The sequence below is a fragment of the Caulobacter sp. 1776 genome, assembly GCF_040545685.1.
Classification (GTDB): domain Bacteria; phylum Pseudomonadota; class Alphaproteobacteria; order Caulobacterales; family Caulobacteraceae; genus Caulobacter.
Genome location: NZ_JBEPMI010000003.1, coordinates 127,313 through 144,786 on the forward strand (window position 1 = coordinate 127,313; position 17,474 = coordinate 144,786).

19 protein-coding genes and 1 pseudogene are annotated in these 17,474 nt (G+C 69.4%); 9 read left to right on the plus strand and 11 right to left on the minus strand.

Translation table 11 applies throughout. The features are described from left to right. Nucleotides 1-2: 2 nt before the first annotated feature. A complete protein-coding gene (locus ABIC66_RS09105; RefSeq protein WP_354069574.1) occupies nucleotides 3-758 on the minus strand; it encodes an SDR family NAD(P)-dependent oxidoreductase in 756 nt (251 codons plus the stop codon). Between the two features lie 117 nt (nucleotides 759-875). Here ABIC66_RS09105 and ABIC66_RS09110 point away from each other — a divergent pair, with 117 nt between their 5' ends. Further along, nucleotides 876-1,781, plus strand: a complete 906-nt coding sequence (locus tag ABIC66_RS09110) for a LysR substrate-binding domain-containing protein (RefSeq protein WP_354069576.1) — start codon at nucleotides 876-878, stop codon at nucleotides 1,779-1,781. On the opposite strand, the gene ABIC66_RS09115 is transcribed toward ABIC66_RS09110, so the two are convergent. Further along, a complete protein-coding gene (locus ABIC66_RS09115; RefSeq protein ID WP_354069578.1) occupies nucleotides 1,771-3,147 on the minus strand; it encodes an aminotransferase-like domain-containing protein in 1,377 nt (458 codons plus the stop codon). The genes ABIC66_RS09110 and ABIC66_RS09115 overlap by 11 nt on opposite strands. A 62-nt stretch (nucleotides 3,148-3,209) precedes the next feature. Here ABIC66_RS09115 and ABIC66_RS09120 point away from each other — a divergent pair, with 62 nt between their 5' ends. Further along, a complete protein-coding gene (locus ABIC66_RS09120; protein WP_354070301.1) occupies nucleotides 3,210-3,620 on the plus strand; it encodes a DUF983 domain-containing protein in 411 nt (136 codons plus the stop codon). A 142-nt stretch (nucleotides 3,621-3,762) separates the two neighbouring features. Here ABIC66_RS09120 and ABIC66_RS09125 read toward each other — a convergent pair whose 3' ends face one another. Continuing rightward, on the minus strand, nucleotides 3,763-4,221 hold the full coding sequence (locus ABIC66_RS09125) for a carboxymuconolactone decarboxylase family protein (RefSeq protein WP_354069580.1): 459 nt from the start codon (nucleotides 4,219-4,221) through the stop codon (nucleotides 3,763-3,765). Between the two features lie 106 nt (nucleotides 4,222-4,327). Here ABIC66_RS09125 and ABIC66_RS09130 point away from each other — a divergent pair, with 106 nt between their 5' ends. From ABIC66_RS09130 to ABIC66_RS09140, 3 genes and pseudogenes are all read left to right on the plus strand, one after another. After that, nucleotides 4,328-5,194, plus strand: coding sequence for a sigma-70 family RNA polymerase sigma factor (locus ABIC66_RS09130; RefSeq protein ID WP_354069582.1), 867 nt, complete (start codon nucleotides 4,328-4,330; stop codon nucleotides 5,192-5,194). Nucleotides 5,195-5,258: 64 nt separating this feature from the next. Next, on the plus strand, nucleotides 5,259-5,783 hold the full coding sequence (locus ABIC66_RS09135) for a DUF1353 domain-containing protein (RefSeq protein WP_354069584.1): 525 nt from the start codon (nucleotides 5,259-5,261) through the stop codon (nucleotides 5,781-5,783). A 46-nt stretch (nucleotides 5,784-5,829) separates the two neighbouring features. Beyond that, nucleotides 5,830-5,958 (plus strand): annotated as a pseudogene (locus ABIC66_RS09140) (hypothetical protein); the annotation flags it as partial. A gap of 39 nt (nucleotides 5,959-5,997) precedes the next feature. Here the strand turns inward: ABIC66_RS09140 and ABIC66_RS09145 are convergent. Then, entirely contained in the window at nucleotides 5,998-6,306 is a 309-nt protein-coding gene (locus ABIC66_RS09145) for a polyhydroxyalkanoic acid system family protein (protein WP_354069586.1), read from the minus strand. Between the two features lie 117 nt (nucleotides 6,307-6,423). Here ABIC66_RS09145 and didA point away from each other — a divergent pair, with 117 nt between their 5' ends. Together didA and ABIC66_RS09155 are read left to right on the plus strand one after the other, a co-directional pair. After that, nucleotides 6,424-6,645, plus strand: coding sequence for a DNA damage-induced SOS-independent cell division inhibitor A (gene didA / locus ABIC66_RS09150; protein WP_354069588.1), 222 nt, complete (start codon nucleotides 6,424-6,426; stop codon nucleotides 6,643-6,645). A gap of 30 nt (nucleotides 6,646-6,675) precedes the next feature. Then, entirely contained in the window at nucleotides 6,676-7,680 is a 1,005-nt protein-coding gene (locus ABIC66_RS09155; protein WP_354069590.1) for a dipeptide epimerase, read from the plus strand. Nucleotides 7,681-7,827: 147 nt separating this feature from the next. Here the strand turns inward: ABIC66_RS09155 and ABIC66_RS09160 are convergent, their stop codons facing one another. The 7 genes from ABIC66_RS09160 to ABIC66_RS09190 form a co-directional block, all read right to left on the minus strand. Beyond that, on the minus strand, nucleotides 7,828-8,583 hold the full coding sequence (locus tag ABIC66_RS09160; RefSeq protein WP_354069592.1) for a DUF72 domain-containing protein: 756 nt from the start codon (nucleotides 8,581-8,583) through the stop codon (nucleotides 7,828-7,830). Nucleotides 8,584-8,644: 61 nt separating this feature from the next. Then, nucleotides 8,645-9,010, minus strand: a complete 366-nt coding sequence (locus ABIC66_RS09165) for a VOC family protein (RefSeq protein WP_354069594.1) — start codon at nucleotides 9,008-9,010, stop codon at nucleotides 8,645-8,647. Nucleotides 9,011-9,198: 188 nt separating this feature from the next. After that, the gene (locus ABIC66_RS09170; RefSeq protein WP_354069596.1) at nucleotides 9,199-9,393 is read right to left on the minus strand and encodes a hypothetical protein; all 195 of its coding nucleotides are present in this window, start codon (nucleotides 9,391-9,393) and stop codon (nucleotides 9,199-9,201) included. A gap of 1 nt (nucleotide 9,394) precedes the next feature. Further along, nucleotides 9,395-10,783 (minus strand): L-serine ammonia-lyase, encoded by a 1,389-nt coding sequence (locus ABIC66_RS09175; protein WP_354069598.1) that lies wholly within the window; start codon nucleotides 10,781-10,783, stop codon nucleotides 9,395-9,397. Between the two features lie 134 nt (nucleotides 10,784-10,917). Beyond that, nucleotides 10,918-12,594, minus strand: coding sequence for a M28 family metallopeptidase (locus tag ABIC66_RS09180; RefSeq protein WP_354069600.1), 1,677 nt, complete (start codon nucleotides 12,592-12,594; stop codon nucleotides 10,918-10,920). A 227-nt stretch (nucleotides 12,595-12,821) separates the two neighbouring features. Next, nucleotides 12,822-14,018 (minus strand): DSD1 family PLP-dependent enzyme, encoded by a 1,197-nt coding sequence (locus ABIC66_RS09185; protein WP_354069602.1) that lies wholly within the window; start codon nucleotides 14,016-14,018, stop codon nucleotides 12,822-12,824. 138 nt (nucleotides 14,019-14,156) lie between these two features. Next, complete coding sequence (locus ABIC66_RS09190) at nucleotides 14,157-15,134, minus strand: threonine ammonia-lyase (RefSeq protein ID WP_354069604.1); 978 nt, start codon at nucleotides 15,132-15,134, stop codon at nucleotides 14,157-14,159. A gap of 130 nt (nucleotides 15,135-15,264) precedes the next feature. Between ABIC66_RS09190 and ABIC66_RS09195 the strand changes: the two genes are divergently transcribed. Together ABIC66_RS09195 and ABIC66_RS09200 are read left to right on the plus strand one after the other, a co-directional pair. Further along, entirely contained in the window at nucleotides 15,265-15,882 is a 618-nt protein-coding gene (locus tag ABIC66_RS09195) for an acyloxyacyl hydrolase (RefSeq protein WP_354069606.1), read from the plus strand. 124 nt (nucleotides 15,883-16,006) lie between these two features. Further along, nucleotides 16,007-17,293: an adenylosuccinate synthase gene (locus ABIC66_RS09200; protein WP_354069608.1), complete on the plus strand. Its 1,287-nt coding sequence runs from the start codon at nucleotides 16,007-16,009 to the stop codon at nucleotides 17,291-17,293. Nucleotides 17,294-17,474: the final 181 nt, after the last annotated feature.

A 17,474-nucleotide genomic window follows, 5' to 3' on the forward strand; every position in this document is an offset into this window, starting at 1 on the left:
CCTCAGACCTGGGTCATGCCGCCGTCGACGAACAGCTCGGCGCCGGCGATGAAGCTGGCGTCGCTGGACGCCAGGAAGGTGACGGCCTTGGCGATCTCCGACGGGTCGGCGACGCGGCCCAGCGGGATTTGGCTGGCCATGAAGTCTAGCAGGCCCTGCTGGGCGGCGGCGTCCGGTCCGGCCAGTTCGACCAGGCCCGGCGTCTTCACCGGTCCGGGCGAGACGACGTTGACGCGGATCTGGCGGTCCTTGAGGTCGGCGGTCCAGCCGCGCGCCAGGTTGCGGACCGCGGCCTTGCTGGCGCTGTAGACGCTGAAGGCGGGCGTGCCCTGCACCGCGGCCGTCGAGCCCATCAGCACGATCGCGCCGCCGTCGCGCAGGAGCGGTAGAGCCTTCTGCACGGTGAAGATCACGCCCTTCACGTTGCGGCCGAAGATGTCCTCGTAGTGCTCTTCGGTGATCGCGCCCAGCGGGAGCATCGAGCCGCCGCCGGCGTTGGGGACCAGGATGTCGATGTGGGCGTGGCGCCGCTGGATGACGTCGTAGAGCGTGTCGAGGTCGGCCAGCTTCGAGGCGTCGCCACGGACGCCGGTCACGTCGCCGCCGATCGCCTTCACGGCCGCGGCCAGTTCAGCCTCTCTTCGACCCGTCACATAGACCGAGGCGCCGAGGTCGGCGAAGCGCTTGGCCGTGGCCAGGCCGATGCCGCTGGCGCCGCCGGTCACCACGACCACCTTGCCGTCGAAAGTCTTGCTCATCGTCTGTCTCCTTGGGTTGGCCGGCGGGTGTCCGTCGGTGACAAAGGAGATGCATCCGGAACGAAAACCGGAGTAGACGGGTAAATCGGCTCTCAGCGTTCCATTAGTGAGACAATCGTGACCGTCGACCTCAACGACTATGTCCTGTTCGCCGAGGTGGTGGCCCATGGCGGCTTCGCGGCGGCGGGCCGGGCGCTGCGGCAGCCGAAGTCGACGATCAGCCGCAGGATCGCCGCCCTCGAAGCACGCCTTGGCGTGCGCCTGATCGAGCGTTCGACGCGCCGCTTCCGGGTGACCGAGGTGGGAGAGGCATTCCACGAGCGCTGCCGCACCCTGGTGCTCGACGCCCAGCAGGCCGACGCCGTCGTCGCCGAGGCGCTATCCGAGCCGCACGGCCTGGTGCGATGCAGCTGTCCCGTTGGCCTGGTCGAGGCGCTGTCGGCGACCTTCCAGGGCTACATGGCGCGCTATCCGAAGGTGCGGTTGCAGATCGTCGCCGTCGACCGGCCGGTGGATCTGATCGCCGAGCGGATCGACGTCGCTATCCGCGTGCGTCTGGCCCTGGACACCGACGCGGCGCTGACCCTGCGCACCCTCGGCCGTTCGACGCGGGTCCTGGTGGCGGCGCCGGCGGTGGCGGTCCGCTGCGCCGGCTGGCCGCTGGATCGTCTCGCCGAGCTGCCGACGATCAGCCCGACCGACCAGATCGGCGAACTGGAGTGGGAGTTACTGGACGGCGAGGGGCGAGCGCGCCTTATCCGGCATTCCCCCCGCCTGACCTGCGGCGACTTCGGCGCGCTGCGCGACGCGGCGGCGGCCGGGCTGGGCGTGGCCTTTCTGCCCGATCACGTCTGCCGCGAGGACCTGGAGCGTGGCCGATTGGTGCGGGTTTTCCCCGACTGGGGTTCGCGACCGGGGATCGTCCACGCGGTCTTCACCACCCGGCGCGGCCTGCCGCCGGCCGTGCGCGCGCTGATCGACCAGTTGGCCGAGGCGTTCCGGCGCGGCGGGCTTACGGACTAGCCAGCATGCGCAGGGCCGTCAGCGCCCTGGCCAAGGTCGCGCGCTTTCCCGCCGCGCCCAGCGAGATCCGCAAGCCGTCTCCCGAGGCGCCCGGCGCGCGAAAGGCGCCGGCGTCGACGAGGGCAAGGCCCTTGTCCTTCGCGATCGGCGTCGCCACGACCCCCGGCAGCCAGACGTGCAGGCTCTCGGGCCCGCCGACCGCCGCCGGCAGCAGCTCGGCCGCCAGCGCGCGCCGCGCCGCCGCCTCCTCCCGCACCCCCGCCAACACCCGAGCGGCCGTTCCGTCGCGGATCCAGCCGGTGACCACGGCCGCCATCAGCGGCGCGGGCATCTGGGCGATGGCGTGCAGCGTGGCCGCCAGGCCCTCGGCCCGTCCCGGCGGCGCGACGACATAGGCCAGGCGCAGGCCAGGCGAGAGCGTCTTGGCGGTCGTGGCGACGTGGAACACCCCCTCGGGCCAGAGGCTGGCCAGGGCGGGTAGGGGCGTGGCCGGCAGCAGGCCGTAGGCGTCGTCCTCGATGATGGCTGCCCCCGCCGCCCGAGCGACCTCGACGATCGCCCGCCGCCGCGTCAGGTCCATGGTCGCCGCGGTCGGGTTCTGGAAGGTCGGGGTGCAGCAGATCAGGCGCGGCCGATGCTCGGCGACCCGGCGAGCCAGGGCCTGCGGTTCCAGGCCCGGGCCGTCCAGCGGACAGGCCACGACCTTCAGCCCGCGCCGGGCGGCGGTGGCCAGCAGGCCCGGATAGGCGAAGGCCTCGGCGATGATCGTGTCGCCCGGCGCGGTCAGGTGGTCCAGCAGGGCCGACAGCGCCGTCTGGGCCCCGCTGGCGACGATCACCCTCGTGGGATCGACCTCGCCCAGGGTCGGCGCCAGCCAGGCCGCGCCAGCCGCCCGCTGGGCCAGGGAGCCGGCGCCGGGGTGATAGTAGGCCATCAAGGTCGCGGGATCGGTGCGGGCCAGGATCGCGCCGGTCGTCTCGCGCAACAGGGCGGCCAGGTTCAGCCCCGCTGGCGGAGGCGGCAGGTTCATCGACAGGTCGACCAGCCCGGCCTCGTCCTCGTTCGTCCGGAGGCGGATGAAGGTGCCGCGCCCGGTCGTTCCCTCGATCAGGCCGCGCTCGTGGGCCAGGGCGTAGGCGCGGGTGACGGTGGTGAAGTCGACGCCGACCAGCCGGGCGACCTCGCGCTGGGCCGGGATCTGGTCGCCGGCCTGCAGCTCGCCCTCGGCTGTCGCGTTCTCAAGAGCCTGGGCGATCCGGCGGTAGGCGGGGCCGTCCAGGGCGTCGATCCGGCGCAGCCAGGCGGCGGCGGGATTCGGTGATCCCTTAGTTGTCGTCACGGTCCGATATCCATACATTGTCTTCATAATGTATGGATCAATCGCGCGATTGTAGGAAGGGGGCTTCGATGCCCGACAAATTCCCGAAGATGGCCCACGAACCTGTCTACGACTCCCCGACCCCCATCGAGGCGGGCCTGAAGTGCTGCTGCCCGCGTTGCGGCGAGGGTAGGCTGTACCAGGGCTTCCTGAAGCTGGCGCCCAAGTGCAACCGGTGCGGCCTGGACTACGGCTTCGCCGACCCGGCCGACGGTCCGGCCTTCTTCGTGATGAGCGGAGTCGGCATCGTGGTCACCGCCGCCTTCGCCTGGGTCGAGGTGATGTACCAGCCGCCGATCTGGGTGCATCTGCTGACGACGTTCCCGGCCCTGATCATCGGCTGCCTAGCGACCCTGCGGCCCGTGAAGGCCTGGCTGGTCGCCGCCCAGTACATCAACAAGGCCGAGGAAGGCCGCTTCGCGAGCCTGGGGCGGCATGAGTATGATTCGAGGCGGCTGTAGCTAAAAAATCCGCTCTTCCCGGCGAAAGCCGGGATCCAGATCTCATGCATCTTGGATGATGAGATGGGCTCTGAGGTTTAAGAACCCACCCCGGCGCTCTTCCATCTGGACCCCGGCTTTCGCCGGGGAGAGCGGGTTGGAACTAAACCCCCAGCGACCCCGCCACCTGCCGCGTCGCCGCGTTGAGCCGGTTCCAGACATTGATCGCCGAGATGCTGATCAGCAGCCCGGCCAGGGCCTTTTCGTCGTAGTGCTTGGCGGCTTCGTTCCAGACGTCGTCCGGCACCGCGTCGGGCTTGTCGGCGACGCGGGTGACGGCCTCGGCCAGGGCCAGGGCGGCGCGTTCGGCGTCGGTGAAGTAGGGGGTGTCGCGCCAGCCGGCGACGGTGGCCAGGCGCTCGGGGCTCTCGCCCGACTTGGCCGCGGCGCGGGCGTGCATTTCCAGGCAGACGCCGCAGCCGTTGATCTGGCTGACGCGCAGATGCAGCAGCTCGTGCAGGGTCTCGGGCACGCCGTCGACATGAGCGGACTTGCTCAGAGCGACCAGGGCCTTCATGGCGTCGGGCAGCAGGAAGGCGGGTTGGGTCATACGGGCTTGCATGGGGCTCTCCATGGGGTTTGTTGCATCTCGACGCCCGTCGCCGGTCACATCCGGCGGTTTGCGTTCGTCGAAGGTGTGACGAAGCCCGACGGAGCGATGTGACCGAATGTCCGAGAAAAATTATCTGGCCGACAAGTTCGAGGCCGACCGGGGCCGCCTGCGGGGCGTGGCCTACCGCATGCTGGGCTCGCTGCCGGAGGCCGAGGACGCGGTGCAGGAGGCTTGGCTGCGCCTCTCCCGCGCCGACACCAGCGGCGTCGACAACCTGTCGGCCTGGCTGACCACCGTCACCTCGCGCGTGTGCCTGGACATGCTGCGCTCCAAGAAATCGCGCCGCGAGGACGCCCTGCTGGACGGCGGGCCAGAACCCTCGGTCAGCGGCGAGGAAGCCATCGAGCGCGAGACCATTCTCGCCGACTCCGTCGGCCTGGCCTTGCTGGTCGTACTGCAGGCCCTGAGCCCTGCCGAGCGCATCGCCTTCGTGCTGCACGACCTGTTCGACATGCCGTTCGACGAGATCGCCCCGATCGTCGAGCGCACGCCGGACGCCGCCCGCCAGCTGGCCAGCCGGGCTCGCCGCCGGGTGCGCGGCGGCGAGGCGCCGCTGGACGCCGCCCAGGTCGCCCAGAAGAGCGTGGTCGACGCCTTCCTGACCGCCTCGCGCACGGGCGACATGCAGGGGCTGCTGGCGGTGCTGGATCCGAACGTCGTCGTCCGCGCCGACGTTTACGCCGGCGGCGGCCAGACCCGCGAACTGCGTGGCGCCGAGAAGGTCGCCAACTTCTACGACGGCCTGGCCAAGGCCGCGCGCACGGCCCTGGTCGACGGCAAGATCGGCGCGGTCGTGGCGCCACGCGGCAAGCTCTATCTGGTGCTCGACATCAAGGTGGAAAACGGCAAGGTCGTCGAGATCACGGCCGTCGGCGATCCCGAGCGCCTGGCGATGATGGCGTTCGGCCTCACCGATCTGTGAGGCAAACCTTCCGGCATGCTCGCTCCGCGCGTAGAGTGCGGAGCGAGATGGTCAGGAGCGGATCATGCCGAAACCCGCCAAACCCGCGCCGGCGGACTGGGTCGACCGGTTCGGCGGCAAGCTCGTCCTGGTCCTGCTGGACAACAAGTTCACGCCGTCGATCAAGCAGGGGCGCAGCCTTTGGGGGCTGCACGACACGCTACGCTACACGCCCAGCGACGCCGACCATTCGATCACCGTCCCCAAGGGCTTCGTGACCGACCTGGCGTCCATTCCCCGCGCGGTCTGGATCCTGCTGCCGCCGGACGGACCGTGGGTGAAGGGCGCGGTGATCCACGACTTTCTCTACGCCACGCGCGGGACCGGGATCTGGAAGACCCACCCTTCCGGCAATACGCGTCCCGAGCCCTACAGCCGCCGCGAGGCCGACTGGATCCTGCGCGACGCCATGAGGAACCGGGGCGTCGACGTCGTCCGCCGCAACATCATCTGGCTGGCCGTGCGGATCGGCGGCGGAGGCGGCTGGGGCAAGGACGACTCGCGCCAGAAAAAGGTGACGCCAGCGGACGAGGCGTTCGTCACGGAGTAGGGGCGCTGCGGCCGATCGACATTAGCCGAAGACCACCAAAACCTTACGTCATTCCCGCCCTTGTGGCGGAAACCCCTCTGTCGGCCGCAGGTGCGGGAGGGGCGAACCGCTGGCGGTTCGCTTGCGCCTCACGTGCCAGCTGAACCAGGGGTTCCCGCCACAGGGGCGGGAATGACGGAGCTATAATATCTGAATGCTGATCGGTCGTTGATCCCTACTTCAGCAGCAGCTGTCCCCGGCGGTTCAGCTCGTCCTTGATCTTGCCCGCCGCCATGCCCAGCAAGCCGGGCAGGCTGAGGTCGAGGCGGGCGTGGTCGTCCAGCACCTGGACGAGGCCGGTGATGGTCTGGCCCATGGCCACGGCCGAGAAGTTCAGCACGTCGCCGGCCCAGCTCTGCGAGAAGCGGCTGGGGTCGCCGCCGGGGATCTGGCCGGCCAGCTGCGAGAGGCCGCTTTCCAGGCGGCGCTTGGCCTCGGCCGCGCCCAACTGGTGTGGGATGTTGATGCTGACGGTCTTGGCCATGGGCGATCCTTCGAGAAAGCGCACCGGCGAAACGCGGCCGGTGTTGATGCAGTTCTATACGTCCGATTCTGGCGCATGGCGCGGTCAAGGTCGCGTCCATCAGATGAGGACGCCGACATGACCGACTTCGCCATGACCCAGCCGTTTGTCCAGCCCCGCCGTTTTGTCCGTCCCCGTTTCGTGCGTCCGGGCCGCCCGGGCGGCGTGCTCGGCGCGATCCATTATGCTGGCGTGTTGCTGGTCTGGCTGGCCCTGTTCGTCGTCGACCGCCCCCTGGCCCTGAAGGTGATGGCCGAGCGCCGGGCCGACTCGCCGATTCCGCGTCGCTGGGGGTGGTGATCCCCGACGAACGGTGACAAGCCTTCGGGCATGTCGATCGTCGTTTCCGCCCGCCCGGTCTCGCATCCGCTGAAGGCCCCGTTCCGCATCTCGCGCGGGGTCAAGACGACCGCCGACGTGGTCGAGGTGCTCGCCTCGGCCGACGGCCATGTCGGGCGCGGCGAGAGCGTGCCGTATGGCCGCTACGGCGAGACGGTCGACAGCGTGTTGGCCCAGCTTGTACCGGCGCTGGTGTCGGGCGATCCGGACGCCGCGTGCGCGGCCCTGCCGCCCGGCGCGGCCCGCAACGCGCTCGACTTGGCGCTCTGGGACCTGCGCGCCAAGCGCACCGGGGTCAGCGTCGCGACGGCCACCGGCCTGGCCGTTCCGCCGGCCCTGGTCACCGCCGTCACCGTCAGCCTCGACACGCCCGAGGCGATGGCCGAGGCCGCCCGCGCTGTCTCCGACGCGCCGCTGATCAAGATCAAGCTGTCGGCCGAGGACCCCGCCGCTCGCCTGCGCGCCGTGGCCGCCGCCGCGCCGAATGCCCGCTTCATCGTCGACCCCAACGAGGGCTGGACCTTCGCGATCCTGAAAGACCTCAAGCCCCTGCTGGCCGACCTGCCGATCGCGCTGGTGGAGCAACCGCTGCCGGCCGACGCCGACCATGAGCTCGAGGGCTGGGACCCGCCGTTCACGGTCTGCGCCGACGAGTCCGTCCATGTCGGCGGCGATCTGGCGGCTCTGCGCGGCCGCTACCAGGCGGTGAACCTGAAACTCGACAAGACCGGCGGCCTGACCGAGGCGGTGGCGATGCTGCGAGCGGCCAAGGGGCTGGGCTTCCAGCTGATGACCGGCTGCATGGTCGCCTCGTCCCTGGGCGTCGCCCCGGCCCTGCACCTGGCGGGCGCGTGCGACTTCGCCGATCTCGACGGGCCGTGGTGGCTGGCCGCGGACCATCCCGGCGGCCTGCGGGTCGAGCGCGGCCGGATCACGCCGCCGAAGCCGGGGTTCTGGGGCGATGGCTTGAAAGCCCAGGGCCTCTGGTTGGACTGAACTCTCCTCCCCTGTGGGGGAGGGGGACCGGCGAACGCCGGTGGAGGGGCCCTGCGCGATGGCCAACGCACCACCGCTTCGCGGACCCCCTCCGTCTCGATGCGTATTCGCATCGATCCACCTCCCCCTAATGGGGAGGAGGGAGCTCTACTTTCCCAGCTTCTCGATCAGCGCCATCGCCGCGGCCGGATTGCGCACCTTGGCCCCGGCGATGAAGTAGGCGAACACGTCGCCGCGTTCGGCCCATTTTCGCGCCTGCTTGACGATCCCGTCCAGCTCGGCCGACGTCATGCCGGTCGGCTCGTCCGGCTTGCTGGACATCAGGCGGGCATAGGTGAAGTCGGCGGTCGGCTGGTCGATGCAGGGCCAGGTCGGCTCCTCGTCGTCGACGGCGTAGACGATGGCTGCGCCATACTTGGCGGCCAGGTCGTAGAACTCCTGGCAGGCGAAGGTCGGGCTGCGGACTTCCAGCGCGTGGCGCAGCGGCAGGCCCTTCAACTCCTTTGGCAGCAATTTCAGGAAACCCTCGAAATCGACCGGGTCGAACTTCTTGGTCGCCATGAACTGCCAATTGATCGGGCCCAGCTTCGGACCCAGCTCGTCCATGCCCTGCGACAGGAATTTCTCGAGCGAGTCGTTGTTCTCGGACAACACTTTGCGGTTGGTGCAGAAGCGGCTGGCCTTGACCGCGAACACGAAGTCGTCGGGGGTCTCGTCGCGCCACTTCTGCCAGCTGTTGGGCTTGAAGGTCGAGTAGTAGGTGCCGTTGATCTCGATGCTGGTCAGCTTGGACGCGGCGTATTTCAGCTCGTCCTTCTGCTTGACGTCATCGCCGTAGAAGGTCCCGCGCCAGGGTTCGAAGGTCCAGCCGCCGATGCCCGTCCGGATCACGCCCTTGACCATGTTTGTTCCCTTCCTGTTCACGGCGAACCTAGGGGAACTTCGGCGCGGCGTCGAGGGGGATTCAGGTCGCGACCGGCTGGCCGAACGTGATCCAGAAACGATTCAAGTCGCGGATGATGAACTCGCGCATGCCGTACTCGGTGTCGTGCGGCGGCTCGAACACCTCGACTCGATCCTTGAGGCTGTCGAACAGGGCGTCCAGGCCGTCGTCGACATTGAGATAGAGGTCGACCTCGCGGCGATGGGCGTCCGAGGCCTTGCCGCCCGCGCTGAACATCACGGCCCCGTCGCCCAGGGTCAGGCGCGCCCAGCTCCAGGCGCCGTCCAGATTGTGGAAGCCGGTCAGCACGAAGCCGAGGTCGCGATACCAGTCCGAAGCGGCCCGCACGTCGGGCACGTGGATCATCGGGGTGATGGAGCCGGGCATGGGGAACCTCCGCGAGGGGAGGTTAGCGCGAATTCAAGCCCGGGCGAGACGATTGTTTCCCTTCTCCTCCCCCTTTGGGGGAGGGGGACCGGCGAACGCCGGTGGAGGGGCCCCGTGAGGCGGCGAACTCACCACCGCTTCGCCGACCCCCTCCGTCTCGCCGCGTATTCGCGGCGATCCACCTCCCCCTAGTGGGGAGGAGAGGATCCGTGTCGGTCGAGCTCGACCTGATCGTGGGAGCACCTTTTAGTCTGCTTGACCCAGGCGCCGCCGCCATCGAGACAGGCGTCGACGGCCAGCCATTCCCGCACGGTCGGAACGACCGCGACGGCGGCCGCCATGGCGAAGGCGACCGCGAACCAGATCACGCGCCGCCGCTTCACCTCAGCACTCCACCCGGTTCACCGACAGCCCGACCGCCAGGCCGCCCATCGAGGTTTCCTTGTAGATCTCGTTCATGTCCTCGCCGGTGCGCTTCATCGTGGCGATGACCTTGTCGAGGGAGACCGAGTGCTGGCCGTCGCCCAGCAAAGCCAGGCGAGCCGCGTCGATAGCCTTGATGGCGCCCATGGCGTTGCGCTCGATGCAGGGGATCTGCACCAGGCCGCCGATCGGGTCGCAGGTGAGGCCCAGATTGTGCTCCATGCCGATCTCGGCGGCGTTCTCGATCTGGGCGTTGGTGCCGCCCAGCGCCGCCGCCAGGCCGGCCGCGGCCATCGAGCAGGCCACGCCCACCTCGCCCTGGCAGCCGACCTCGGCCCCCGAGATCGAGGCGTTGCGCTTGTAGAGCGCGCCGATCGCCGCGGCGGTCAGCAGGAAGACGCGGACCTGCTCGGGCGTCCCCTTGTGGAAGCGGACGAAGAACCGCAGCACCGCGGGGACCAGCCCCGCCGCGCCATTGGTCGGAGCGGTGACGACGCGGCCGCCGGCGGCGTTCTCCTCGTTGACCGCCATGGCCCACAGATTGACGAAGTCCATGGCCGCCAGCGGGTCGCTCATCTGGCGCTCCATCCGGCCCAGGATGGTCTGGTGGATCTGGCGGGCGCGGCGCTTGACGGTCAGGCCGCCGGGCAGCACGCCGTCCTGGCGCATGCCGCGATCGATGCAGGCCTCCATGGCCGCGAAGATGCGGTCGAGGCCGGCGTTCATCTCGCCCTCGCTCATCCGGGCCAGCTCGTTGGCGGCCATGACCTCGGCGATGGTCAGGTTCGCCTGTTCGGCCCGCGCCAGCAGGTCGGCGGCGCTCTCGAACGGGAAGGGGATGGCCGGACCTTCCTCGGGCGGGGCGTTGCTGCCCATCTCACGCTCGTCGCGCACGAAGCCGCCGCCGATCGAGAAATAGGTCCGCTCGGCCAGCATGACGCCAGCGGCGTCGAAGGCGGTGAAGGTCAGGCCGTTGGGATGCTGGGGCAGGCGCTCGTGGCCCAGCCAGACGATGTCGCGGGCCTCGTCGAAGGCGATCGTGTGGTCGCCGCCCAAATTCAGAGACTGGGTCGCCTGGGTCTCCAGCAGGGCGGCCTCGCCGGCGTCGGGATCCAGCTGCGCGGGCACGAAGCCCATCAGGCCCAGGATCACCGCCCGGTCGGTGGCGTGGCCGCGCCCGGTCAGGGCCAGGGAGGCGTAGAGCCGGATCTGGACCCGCGCGACCTCGGACAGTTTCCCGGCCTCGCGCAGCCGGCCGACGAACCGCCCGGCGGCCGTCATCGGCCCCATGGTGTGGCTGCTCGACGGGCCGACGCCGAGTTTGAACAGGTCGAAGACGGAGGCGGTCATGGGGTGTTTCGCAAACTCAACGTGTCATCCCGGGCGGAGCGCAGCGTAGACCCGGGACCGCCGGAAGCGCCGGCGCATGCGGCGGTCCCGGCTCGGCGCGCTACGCGCTTGGCCGGGATGACAGTTTCAACGGACTACTTCCGCTGCGCGGCGGTCTTGTCGCGCAGGGCCTTGAACTCCGAACCCGCCTGCCACTTCGGCCAGACGCGGGAATTGGCCAGGTCCGCGCCGATCTCGTAGACGAGGCCCAGGTCCATGGCCTGGCCGCTGAGATCCCAATCGGGCGACCACTCGTCGGCCGGCTGGTGGTAGCGCTTGTCGGTATAGTCCTGCTCGGCCTTCTCGCCGGCTTCCTTGCCGCCCTTGACCAGGTCGTTGCCCGAGCCGATCGAGATGGCCGGCACGCCGCGCTTGGCGAACGGGAAGTGGTCCGAGCGATAGAAGTGGCCGGCCTGCGGCGCGGGGTCGGGCGTGAAATAGCGGCCGTGCAGCTTGGCCTTGGCCACCAGCATGTCCTGCAGGTCGACCTTGCCGTCGCCGGACGTGCCGACGTCCTTGGCCGGGCCGGCGGCCGACAGGGCGTCGATATTGATGTCGCCGACCGTGGTGGCCAGCGGGAACAGCGGGTTGGCGCCGTAATATTCCGAGCCCAGCAGGCCCTTTTCCTCGGCGGTCACGGCCAGGAACAGGATCGAGCGCTGCGGCGCCGGGCGGCTCTTGAAGGCGCGGGCCAGCTCGAGGATGCCGGCGATGCCGTCGGCGTTGTCGACGGCGCCGTTGTAGATCTTGTCGCCGCGCGCGTCCGGAGCCCCGACGCCCAGGTGGTCCCAGTGGCCGCTGTAGATGACGGTCTCGTTCGGATATTTCGTGCCGACGATACGGCCGGCGATGTTCTTGGAGACGATCGTCTCGTGCTTGACCTTGTAGTCGGCCGAGAAGGTCGCGCCGTTCAGCGTCACCGGCTTGAAGTCGCGGCTCTGAGCCTGCTTCTTCAGGGCGTCGAAGTCGAGGCCGGCCTTCTTGAACAGCTCGACGGCGGTGTCGCGCTGGATCCAGGCCTCCAGCGACGGGTGCTGCTTGGCCGGCTCCTTGCGGACGATGTCGAACATCACATTCGTGTTGGAGTTCTTGACCGTGTTCCAGCCGTACGAGGCTGGGGCGGTCTCGTGGACGATCAGCACGCCGGCGGCGCCCAGGCGGGCGGCCTCCTCGTACTTGTAGGTCCAGCGGCCGTAATAGGTCATCGCCTTGCCGCCGAAGTCGCCGGATCCGGTCTCGAAGTCCGGGTCGTTGATCAGCACGACCAGGATCTTGCCCTTCACGTCCAGGCCCTTGAAGTCGTCCCAGTTCCGCTCGGGGGCCTTGACGCCATAGCCGACGAAGACGATCGGGGCGTCCTTGATCGAGACGGCGTCGACATTGGTCATGGCGGCGCGGACGGCGATCTGCTCGCCCTGGGTCCAGGCCTGCTTGTCGCCGCCGACCGTGACGCCGGCGTTGACCGGGCCCTGGATCTCGAACTTGCCCAGCGGGACGTTCTGGGTCCAGGCGCGCTTGCCGTCCTTCTGGACATCGCCGGCGGGCGAGAGGCCGATGGCCTTCATCTGCTCGACGATATAGCCGACGGCCTTCTTCTCGCCCGCGGTGGCCGGACCGCGACCCTCGAACTCGTCCGAGGACAGCACTTTGATATGGGCCGATAGCTTGGCGGGGTTGATCTTGGGCGCATCCGCCGCCAAATTTTTCGCGAAAGAAGGGGGCGCCAGCATGGGCGCGGCGAGAAGGGCGGTGGCGAGCAGCAGGCGTTTCATCTCTGGCCCTCTGGAAGGGGAAATCTTGTCGTTGGCGCGGACCCTAGTGGGGGTTTTCGAACGTGGCTAGGTGGTTTGGCGGGCGGTAGCGCTATCGCCTTCAAACCGTCATCCCGCGCTTTATGCGCGGGACCCATTTGCCCGCCGTAGGTGCGGGGCAAGGTCAGCGTTCACATGCCGGCTGAACCATGGGTCCGCGCGTAAAGCGCGGGATGACGGGTTTGGGATTAGGGCTTTGAAACCCGTCGCCCCTCCACCGCCCACCGCTCCAGCCGCTCGCCGTCCCAGACGTGCAGGGCGTCGTAGAGGTTGATGGTCGGGTCGCAATGGCCCGGCTGCAGCCAGACCACGTCGCCGACCTTGGGCGCGTCGGCCGGGAAGGCGCGGGCCGGGTCGGCGTCGGCGGCGGCCACCGCCTTGTCGAAGCCCAGCGGCTCGCGACCGGCCGCTTTCAGCACGTCGAGCGTGGCGGGATGGGCGATCATGCCGTGCTCGTCGCCCATCGGCCGCCACAGGGAGCCCGGCGCGGCGCCGGCGATCACCCGAGCCGGCGGGCCGTCCATCGACATGGCCTTGAAGCCGGCGTCGCAGACGACGTGGCTCTTGTGCCGGGCCGAGACGACCGTGGCGGCCACGAACAGGGCCGGTTCGAACGGCCAGTCGCCGCCGCCCGGCGCGCCGCAGGCGTCGTACTCGACATCCATGACCGCGTAGGAGCCGGCCTGCAGCTCGGTGAACACGCCCGAGGCCAGGTCGAAGGCGTGGGTGCCGGTGCCGCCGCCGGTGACCACGGACGGGCCCAGGCCGGCGGCGGTCAGCTCGGCGACCAGGGCCTTCAGCGTGGCGAAGGCGGCCTCGTCGGCGCCGCGGCGCAGCGCGCCGTCGTCCAGGTGCTGCAGGTGTCCGAGATAGGCCTGGATGCCGGCGAACCGCAGGCCCGGCGAGGCGTCGGCGGCGCGGGCCAGCGTCAGGGCCTCATGCGGATAGACGCCGGCGCGGTGGGTGCCGAGGTCGAGGTCGACGACCAGGTCCAGCGTGACCCCGGCCGCCACCGCCGCGTCCGACAGCCGGTCGATCTGGCCCTCGTCGTCGGCGACGGCGCCGATGGTGACGCCGGTGCGCGCGAGGGCCGCGAGACGGGCCGCGCCCCACGGCGGGACGGGAGCGGTGACCAGCACGTCCCGGATCCCGCCGGCGACATAGGCTTCCGCCTCGCCCACCGTCTGGCAGCACAGGCCCACGGCCCCGCGTTCGACCTGCGTCCGGCCCAGGGTCGAGCACTTGTGGGTCTTGCCGTGAGCCCGCAGGCGCACGCCGGCGGCGTCGCACAGGGTCTGCATGCGGTCGATGTTGCGCAGCAGGGCGGCGCGGTCGACGACGAGGAGGGGAGTCTGGGGGAGGGCGGCGGCGGGCGGCAGGTTCATCGGATATCCCCCTCGATACAAGTTGTCATTCCGGCCAAGCGCGCAGCGCGCCGAGCCGGGACCGCCGCAAGCTCGGCGTTTCCTGCGGTCCCGGGTCTGCGCTTCGCTACGCCCGGGATGACAGGATTTTTTTGTCCCCTAGATCTCACCCTTGAGGATGCTCGCGAACAATCCCGGATCCACATTGCCGCCCGACAGCACGATCGCCGCCGTCTTGCCCTTCAGGTCGACCTTGCCGGTCAGCGCCGCCGTCAGCGCCACGCAGCCGCCAGGCTCGACGACCAGCTTCAAGGTCGAGAACGCGTAGCGCATCGCCTCGGCGACCTCGGCGTCGGTGACCGCCGCGATCCCCGACAGGTTGCGCTGGTTGATCGGCCAGGTCAGCTCGCCCGGGATCGGGGTCAGCAGGGCGTCGCAGATCGAGCGGGCGCCCTGGTCGATGGTCTCGCGCCGCCCGCTTTCCAGCGAGCGGCGGGTCTCGTCGAAGCCGGCCGGCTCGGCGCCCCAGACTTCCGTGGACTTCGAGAGCCCCTTCACCGCCGTCGAGGTTCCGGCGATCAGGCCGCCGCCGCCGATCGGCGACAGCACGCGATCGAGTTCGACGCCCTTGGCGCGGGCCTGCTCGACGATCTCGAGCCCCAGCGTGCCTTGCCCCGCGATGATGTGCGGGTCGTCGTACGAGGGCACGACCACGCAGCCGCGCTCGGCGGCGATCTGGTCGGCGATGGCGACGCGGTCCTCGGTGAAACGGTCGTAGAAGCGGATCTCGGCCCCGAAGCCCTTGGCGCCCTCGACCTTCACGGTGGGCGCGTCGGACGGCATGACGATCAGGGCGGGCAGGCCCAGCAGCTTGGCGGCCAGGGCCACGCCCTGGGCGTGGTTGCCGGACGAAAAGGCCACGACGCCGCGCGTCTTCTCCGCGTCGGACAGCTGGCTCAGACGGTTGTAGGCGCCGCGGAACTTGAACGCGCCGGCCCGCTGCAGAGTCTCGGGCTTCAGGAAGATCCGCCCGCCCAGACGCTCGTTCAGCGCGGGGCTCTCGATCAGCGGCGTCTCGACGGCCAGGCCCTTCAGGCGTCCGGCGGCGGCTTGGATGTCGGCGAGGGAGATGGTCATGGCGCAGGTTTAGGAGCTTGGGTGTGGATTTCCAATCCAGCCAACCCCAATAATCGCCTGCCGAGACCCTTTGCGGTCCGTACCGTTCGAGCCATATAGGACGCGGGCTGAGACTGTTCAGGACGACTCGATGAAGACCGCGATGTTCGCCGCCGTGGCCGCCGTGGCCGCCGCCGCGCTGGGCGTGGCCGCGCCGGCTTGGGCCGGAGAGGCCTTTGTCGGGGTCTACAAGCACGACGTCACCTTCATCGGCGACGCGGTCGGCCTGGGCGCCGCCGGACGCGAGGACGGGGCGGACATCCACCTCGGCTACCGCACGGGCCGCATCGAGAGCCTGCGCTGGCTGGGCAAGCCGCAGGTCCATACGATGGTGTCGATCAACACCAAGAACACCTCGAACTTCGTGGCCGCTGGCTTCGACTGGAAGATCGACCTGGGTCAGCCGGGCGGCTTCTATTTCCGTCCCGGCATCGGCCTGGCCTATACCGACGGCAAGGCCGGCCTGCCGCCCGCCAACGCCCCGGGCCTGACTCAGGCCGAGCGCGATCGCCGCACCTATCTCTATTACCACCGCATCGATTTCGGCTCGAAGGTGCTGTTCGAGCCGGAGCTGGCCCTGGGCTATCAGTTCAGCCCGCGATGGTCAGGCGAGCTCAGCTACACCCACCTGTCGAACGGCCAGATCTTCCATCAGGGCAAGAACCAGGGGCTTGACGACGCGGGGGTCCGGCTGGTTTACGCCTTCTGACTTCGCGCGGGAGCCGGTTTGACGGTTCGCGCGGCGCCGCCCACAACTGACTAAACGTCCGTAGCCGAGTCCTGTCGAAGGGCCGCGTGACGTCACCGGGCAGGTGACAAGGCATATCTCTACCATGGCCAATGTGACCGTCGTCGGCGCCCAGTGGGGCGATGAAGGCAAGGGCAAGATCGTCGACTGGCTCTCCAACCGGGCCGATGTCGTCGTGCGCTTCCAGGGCGGCCACAACGCCGGCCACACGCTGGTCGTGGACGGCAAGGTCTACAAGCTGGCCCTGCTGCCGTCGGGGGTCGTGCAGGGCAAGCTGTCGGTGATCGGCAACGGCGTCGTCGTCGACCCGTGGCACCTGCTGGGCGAGATCGACAAGATCGCCGAGCAGGGCGTGGCCATCACGCCCGAGCTGCTGATCCTGGCCGACAACGCCTGCCTGATCCTGCCGCTGCACAAGGACCTGGACCAGGCCCGCGAGGCCGCCTCGACCCAGAAGATCGGCACCACCGGCCGCGGCATCGGACCGGCCTACGAGGACAAGGTCGGTCGCCGCGCCATCCGCGTCGCCGACCTGGCCGATCCGGAAGCCCTGAAGCCGAAGATCGAGCGCCTGCTCAGCCACCACGGCGCCCTGCGTCGCGGCCTGAACCTGCCGGAGGCCTCGGCGCAAGAGCTGTTCGACGCCCTGATGGCCCTGGCTCCGCGCATCCTGCCCTACGCCCAGCCGGCCTGGCGGGTGCTGGATCAGGCCCACAAGGCCGGCCGCAAGATCCTGTTCGAGGGCGCGCAAGGCGCCCTGCTGGACGTCGACCACGGCACCTATCCCTTCGTGACCTCGTCCAACACGGTGGCTGGCCAGGCCTCGGCCGGCTCGGGCATGGGCCCGTCGGCGACCGGCTTCGTGCTGGGCATCGTCAAGGCCTACACCACCCGCGTCGGCGAGGGCCCGTTCCCGGCCGAGCTGTTCGACGAGGTCGGCCAGCACCTGTCGACGGTCGGCCGAGAGGTCGGGGTCAACACCGGCCGCGCCCGCCGCTGCGGCTGGTTCGACTCGGTGCTGGTGCGCCAGTCGGTGGCCATCAACGGCATTCATGGCGTGGCCCTGACCAAGCTGGACGTGCTGGACGGCCTGAAGACCCTGAAGATCTGCGTCGGCTACAAGATCGGCGACAAGGTCGTCGACTATCTGCCGGCCGGCCTGCGCGACCAGGCCGCCGCCACGCCGGTCTACGAGGAGATCGAAGGCTGGACCGAGAGCACCGCCGGCGCCCGCTCGTTCAAGGACCTCAACGCCAACGCCATCAAGTACGTGCGTCGCGTCGAGGAGCTGATCGGCGCTCCGGTGGCCCTGCTGTCGACCAGCCCCGAACGCGACGACACCATCCTCATGCGCGATCCCTTCCAGGGATAGCGTGGCCTCATGCGCGATCCCTTCCAGGGATGGCGTGGCCTCATGCGCGATCCCTTCCAGGGATAGCGGGGTCCGACGCGAGCGCCCTTCCAAGCTGACCGCCGAAATAAGTGCGACACGGCGTCACACGGTAAACGCTTGGTGAACTATGTTCGGCCTAGCTTCCCGCGACTTTTCGTGT

Coding starts and splice junctions, on each gene's coding strand:
- ABIC66_RS09155 (WP_354069590.1), top strand. CDS start 6,676: ATGTCGATCGTCGTTTCCGCCCGCCCGGTCTCGCATCCGCTGAAGGCC.
- ABIC66_RS09185 (WP_354069602.1), bottom strand. CDS start 14,018: ATGAACCTGCCGCCCGCCGCCGCCCTCCCCCAGACTCCCCTCCTCGTC.
- ABIC66_RS09180 (WP_354069600.1), bottom strand. CDS start 12,594: ATGAAACGCCTGCTGCTCGCCACCGCCCTTCTCGCCGCGCCCATGCTG.
- ABIC66_RS09195 (WP_354069606.1), top strand. CDS start 15,265: ATGAAGACCGCGATGTTCGCCGCCGTGGCCGCCGTGGCCGCCGCCGCG.
- ABIC66_RS09175 (WP_354069598.1), bottom strand. CDS start 10,783: ATGACCGCCTCCGTCTTCGACCTGTTCAAACTCGGCGTCGGCCCGTCG.
- ABIC66_RS09190 (WP_354069604.1), bottom strand. CDS start 15,134: ATGACCATCTCCCTCGCCGACATCCAAGCCGCCGCCGGACGCCTGAAG.
- ABIC66_RS09135 (WP_354069584.1), top strand. CDS start 5,259: ATGCCGAAACCCGCCAAACCCGCGCCGGCGGACTGGGTCGACCGGTTC.
- ABIC66_RS09115 (WP_354069578.1), bottom strand. CDS start 3,147: ATGAAGACAATGTATGGATATCGGACCGTGACGACAACTAAGGGATCA.
- ABIC66_RS09165 (WP_354069594.1), bottom strand. CDS start 9,010: ATGCCCGGCTCCATCACCCCGATGATCCACGTGCCCGACGTGCGGGCC.
- ABIC66_RS09145 (WP_354069586.1), bottom strand. CDS start 6,306: ATGGCCAAGACCGTCAGCATCAACATCCCACACCAGTTGGGCGCGGCC.
- ABIC66_RS09105 (WP_354069574.1), bottom strand. CDS start 758: ATGAGCAAGACTTTCGACGGCAAGGTGGTCGTGGTGACCGGCGGCGCC.
- ABIC66_RS09200 (WP_354069608.1), top strand. CDS start 16,007: ATGGCCAATGTGACCGTCGTCGGCGCCCAGTGGGGCGATGAAGGCAAG.
- didA (WP_354069588.1), top strand. CDS start 6,424: ATGACCGACTTCGCCATGACCCAGCCGTTTGTCCAGCCCCGCCGTTTT.
- ABIC66_RS09125 (WP_354069580.1), bottom strand. CDS start 4,221: ATGCAAGCCCGTATGACCCAACCCGCCTTCCTGCTGCCCGACGCCATG.
- ABIC66_RS09160 (WP_354069592.1), bottom strand. CDS start 8,583: ATGGTCAAGGGCGTGATCCGGACGGGCATCGGCGGCTGGACCTTCGAA.
- ABIC66_RS09120 (WP_354070301.1), top strand. CDS start 3,210: ATGGCCCACGAACCTGTCTACGACTCCCCGACCCCCATCGAGGCGGGC.
- ABIC66_RS09130 (WP_354069582.1), top strand. CDS start 4,328: ATGTCCGAGAAAAATTATCTGGCCGACAAGTTCGAGGCCGACCGGGGC.